At 40.1% G+C, this 4,093-nt stretch carries 4 protein-coding genes; 3 read left to right on the forward strand and 1 reads right to left on the reverse strand.

The window, feature by feature from the left end:
* Nucleotides 1-294 precede the first annotated feature (294 nt).
* A complete protein-coding gene (gene metK, locus AC1DSB_RS15500) occupies nt 295-1,491 on the forward strand; it encodes a methionine adenosyltransferase (RefSeq protein WP_016426552.1) in 1,197 nt (398 codons plus the stop codon).
* A 153-nt stretch (nt 1,492-1,644) separates the two neighbouring features.
* Here the strand turns inward: metK and AC1DSB_RS15505 are convergent, their stop codons facing one another.
* On the reverse strand, nt 1,645-2,163 hold the full coding sequence (locus AC1DSB_RS15505) for a gamma carbonic anhydrase (RefSeq protein ID WP_477531223.1): 519 nt from the start codon (nt 2,161-2,163) through the stop codon (nt 1,645-1,647).
* Nucleotides 2,164-2,266: 103 nt separating this feature from the next.
* On the opposite strand from AC1DSB_RS15505, the gene AC1DSB_RS15510 reads away from it, so the two are divergent.
* A complete protein-coding gene (locus tag AC1DSB_RS15510) occupies nt 2,267-3,067 on the forward strand; it encodes an alpha/beta hydrolase (protein ID WP_477531222.1) in 801 nt (266 codons plus the stop codon).
* Between the two features lie 385 nt (nt 3,068-3,452).
* A partial coding sequence (locus tag AC1DSB_RS15515; protein ID WP_477587051.1) for an alanine/glycine:cation symporter family protein occupies nt 3,453-4,093 on the forward strand: 641 nt, incomplete at its 3' end.

Below are 4,093 nucleotides of genomic sequence, written 5' to 3' on the forward strand. Positions count from 1 at the left end.
GCCCTATGAAACCCGGCAACCTGCAGTTATGAACCAAGTAGTAATTGGCAAAGGTGCTGAACCTGAAGCAAGGTGTATTCCTTGGATGATAAGAGTGAAAGGTGCCTATTAACGAATGCCTTTCCTCATGTTTTTACGTGAGAGAGGGTTTTTTTTATGACATCTCCCTTTATCCTCGTGTGCAGAAGCCCGAAAAGGCGGAAGGTTTTATTCTAATGAATAAGCTGGACATGGGAAATGAGTACCGTTTGAATTTTCCGAGAGCAATCTCGAAGGATATAGGAGGAATATTAAATGACAACTCGTCGTCTATTTACATCAGAATCAGTAACAGAAGGGCATCCGGACAAAATTTGCGATCAAATCTCAGACGCAATTTTAGATGCTATTTTAACTGAAGATCCAAATGCACGTGTTGCTTGTGAAACAACTGTAACAACAGGTTTAGTGCTTGTTGCCGGTGAAATCACAACATCTGCATACGTGGATATTCAAAAAGTCGTACGTGAAACAGTTCGTGAAATCGGCTACACACGTGCAAAATATGGTTTTGACTCAGAGACTTCTGCAGTATTGACTGCAATCGATGAGCAATCTGCTGACATCGCAATGGGTGTTGACAGAGCACTGGAAGCACGTGAAGGTTCGATGACAGATTCAGACATCGAAGCAATCGGTGCAGGTGACCAAGGTTTAATGTTCGGTTTTGCTTGTAATGAAACACCGGAATTAATGCCTCTTCCAATTAGTATGGCTCATAAGTTAGCTCGTCGTTTAGCATTAGTTCGTAAAGAAGAAATTCTTCCATACTTACGTCCAGATGGCAAAACACAAGTAACTGTAGAATATGATGAAAACAATAAACCGTTGCGTATTGACACAATCGTTATTTCTACTCAACATCACCCAGAAGTAACACTTGAGCAAATTCAACGTAACTTGAAAGAACATGTCATCAATCCTGTCGTTCCGGCAGAATTAATTGACGAAAATACAAAATACTTCATTAACCCAACTGGTCGCTTCGTAATTGGTGGACCACAAGGGGATGCTGGTTTAACTGGTCGCAAAATTATCGTAGATACTTACGGTGGATACGCTCGTCACGGTGGCGGCGCATTCTCTGGTAAAGATGCGACAAAAGTTGACCGTTCAGCAGCATATGCAGCACGTTATGTAGCGAAAAACATCGTAGCAGCAGGACTTGCTGACCGTTGCGAAGTTCAACTTGCATATGCAATCGGTGTTGCACAACCAGTATCAATTGCAATCGATACTTTTGGTACAGGCACTGTAGAAGAATCGAAACTTGTTGAAATTGTTCGCGATTCATTCGACCTTCGCCCAGCTGGAATCATCAAAATGTTAGATCTACGTCGTCCGATTTACAAGCAGACAGCTGCTTATGGACACTTCGGTCGCACAGACTTGGATGTACCATGGGAGAAAACAGACAGAGCGGCTACTTTGAAAGAAAAAGCAGGCGTTTAAGATTGAGAAGCCATTCCGGGTATGACCTGGAATGGCTTTTTTATTGGAAATTAGTGGGCGAAAGGGAACAAATCAATTTGAACGGGAATAAATTTAAGAATGCTTCAACATATTAAAAGGACCGGGCTCTATCACCCGGTCCTTACTATCCGTTTACTTTTGTTGTTGCATTGCCTTATAAATCTGTCCTTTTTCAGCATATTCTCTCACAATACGTTCCATATCTAATTTGTCTTCAGCATTCAACTCCCGAACCACTTTTGCCGGTCGTCCCAATGCAAGCATACCTGGGGGAATTACTTTACCGGGTGGAACCAAGCTGCCTGCTCCAATAAATGCACCTTCACCAATCTCTGCGCCATCCAGGACAATGGAACCCATGCCAATTAAGGCGCCTTTTCGTATAGTACAGCTATGCAAAGTTACTTGGTGTCCGATGGTGACTTCATCTTCCAAAATTAATGGAGCGGCAGGGCTTTGATGAAGGCAACACAAATCTTGAATATTAACTTTTCGGCCGATTCGTGTCGCATTGACATCACCACGAATAATGGTATTAAACCAAATAGTGGACTCTGGACCGATTGTCACATCACCACTTATTGTGACATAATCAGCAATATAAACAGATGGGTCAATCATGGGTGTTTTATCATTAAATGGATAAATCATTCTAAAACCTCGTTTCTTCTTGCCATATGGTTTCATTATACAAAAAAAGAGGAACTAAAAAAGGATGACTTCGTCGAATAAAGAAATAGAAGGAGCGATGATTATGTGGAAATGGGAAGCTGATGGACAGGCTAAAGCAGTCATCGCCATCGTACACAGCGCGTATGAACATCATCGTAGGTACGCCTGGGTTATAGAAGAGTTTAGAAGTTCAGGATTTCATGTTGTAATGGGGGATCTACCGGGGCACGGAGAATCGGCTCTCAATAAACAAGCACATGACGAGGATTTTCAATCCTATGGCACTTTTATCAATCACTTGATTGACGCTTCGCTTACATATAACTTACCCGTTTTTATTATGGGTCACGGGTTAGGTGCAACTTTAGTCATGCAAGTGCTTCAGGAAAAATCAATTGAATGTGCTGGAATAATTCTGACATCTCCTTGGATGCATTTACATATTCATGCATCGAAACTTTCCAGTGCTTTAGCCAACATGGGGAAGCTAGCTGAAAACGTCAAAAGTACTCATGAAATAACCATTAAAAAACTGACAAGAAATTATGATGTTTATACGCAAGGTAAAGACGATGATCTATATAACACGACCATTACTTTGAAGTGGTACAGGGAGTTGCAGCATTTGATGAAAGCAACAACTGCCAAACAAGAAAGCATTCAAGATGTTCCTATTTTGATGATGACTGCAGAGCGGGATAAAATTGCGGATCCGACATTCGCAAAGAATTGGCTGCAAAAACAAAAACTTTCTGAAATACAATATAAAGAGTGGAAAAATTGTTTTCATGATCTGTTCCAAGAGCCAGAACGAGAAGATGTGTTTTATTACACGAAGACATTCGTGAATAATGTGTTGCGTTCACTCGGATATGTGGTTTAAGACAAATAAAAGCCTTTCTAATGAAAAATTAGAAAGGCTTTTACTATGGATTTGTTTATGACTTCATTTATGAATTATGCAGATTTACAAGGATTAATAAATTATTCTGACATGAAAATTAGCCCCCTGTAAAAAAGGGAAGCAATAGATTCCAAATTTCAAAACCTGAACATTTACCAATATGATAATTCTATTTTAATAAAAATATTCCTCTATTGTTTTTTAGAACTTTGAAACTTGGATTTATGTACGCTATGCCTTGCAGAAGTCGAAGTTAGCATAATGAGAATCTAGAAGTATATAAAATCTTTCCTTGTACTAACATCATTTTTGTAATACAGTGAATAATGTGACAATATTATGAACAAACAAAGGGGGAAATTGGATGGAAGAGTTTATTGGGCAAATAAATAACTTTTTATGGGGACCTTGGATGATTTATGGCTGTTTGGCTATCGGTCTATTATTTTCAATCCTTACTCGTTTCTTGCAAGTTCGACTGATCAAGGATATGGTTGTTCAAATGTTCAAAGGTGAAAAATCGGATGCCGGGGTATCTTCATTCCAAGCATTATCGATTGCATTATCAGGTCGTGTTGGAACCGGAAATATTGCAGGGGTTGCTACGGCGATTGCATTTGGTGGTCCAGGGGCTGTATTSTGGATGTGGGCAATAGCGTTTATCGGGGCATCTTCAGCGTTTGTCGAATCAACTTTGGCTCAAATTTATAAAGTGAAAGACCAAGGACAATACCGTGGTGGTCCTGCTTATTACATAGAAAAAGGAATCGGCTCGAAGTGGTATGCAGTTATTTTTGCACTCGCAACATTACTGGCTATGTCCATTTTGATGCCAGGCATTCAATCGAACTCCATTGCCATAGGGATGGAAAATGCATTTGACATGCCTCGATGGGTTACTGGAGCTATAATTGTTGTCATTCTAGGCGGCATTATTCTCGGTGGAGTAAAACGTATTGCAAACGTAGCTCAATTTGTCGTACCTTTCATGGCGCTAGCATACAT

The organism is Paenisporosarcina sp. P4_E4_2, from assembly GCF_056401595.1.

What these genes read in the sequence shown, in the direction of transcription:
- metK (WP_016426552.1), top strand. Translation starts at nt 295, where the DNA reads ATGACAACTCGTCGTCTATTTACATCAGAATCAGTAACAGAAGGGCAT.
- AC1DSB_RS15505 (WP_477531223.1), bottom strand. Translation starts at nt 2,163, where the DNA reads ATGATTTATCCATTTAATGATAAAACACCCATGATTGACCCATCTGTT.
- AC1DSB_RS15510 (WP_477531222.1), top strand. Translation starts at nt 2,267, where the DNA reads ATGTGGAAATGGGAAGCTGATGGACAGGCTAAAGCAGTCATCGCCATC.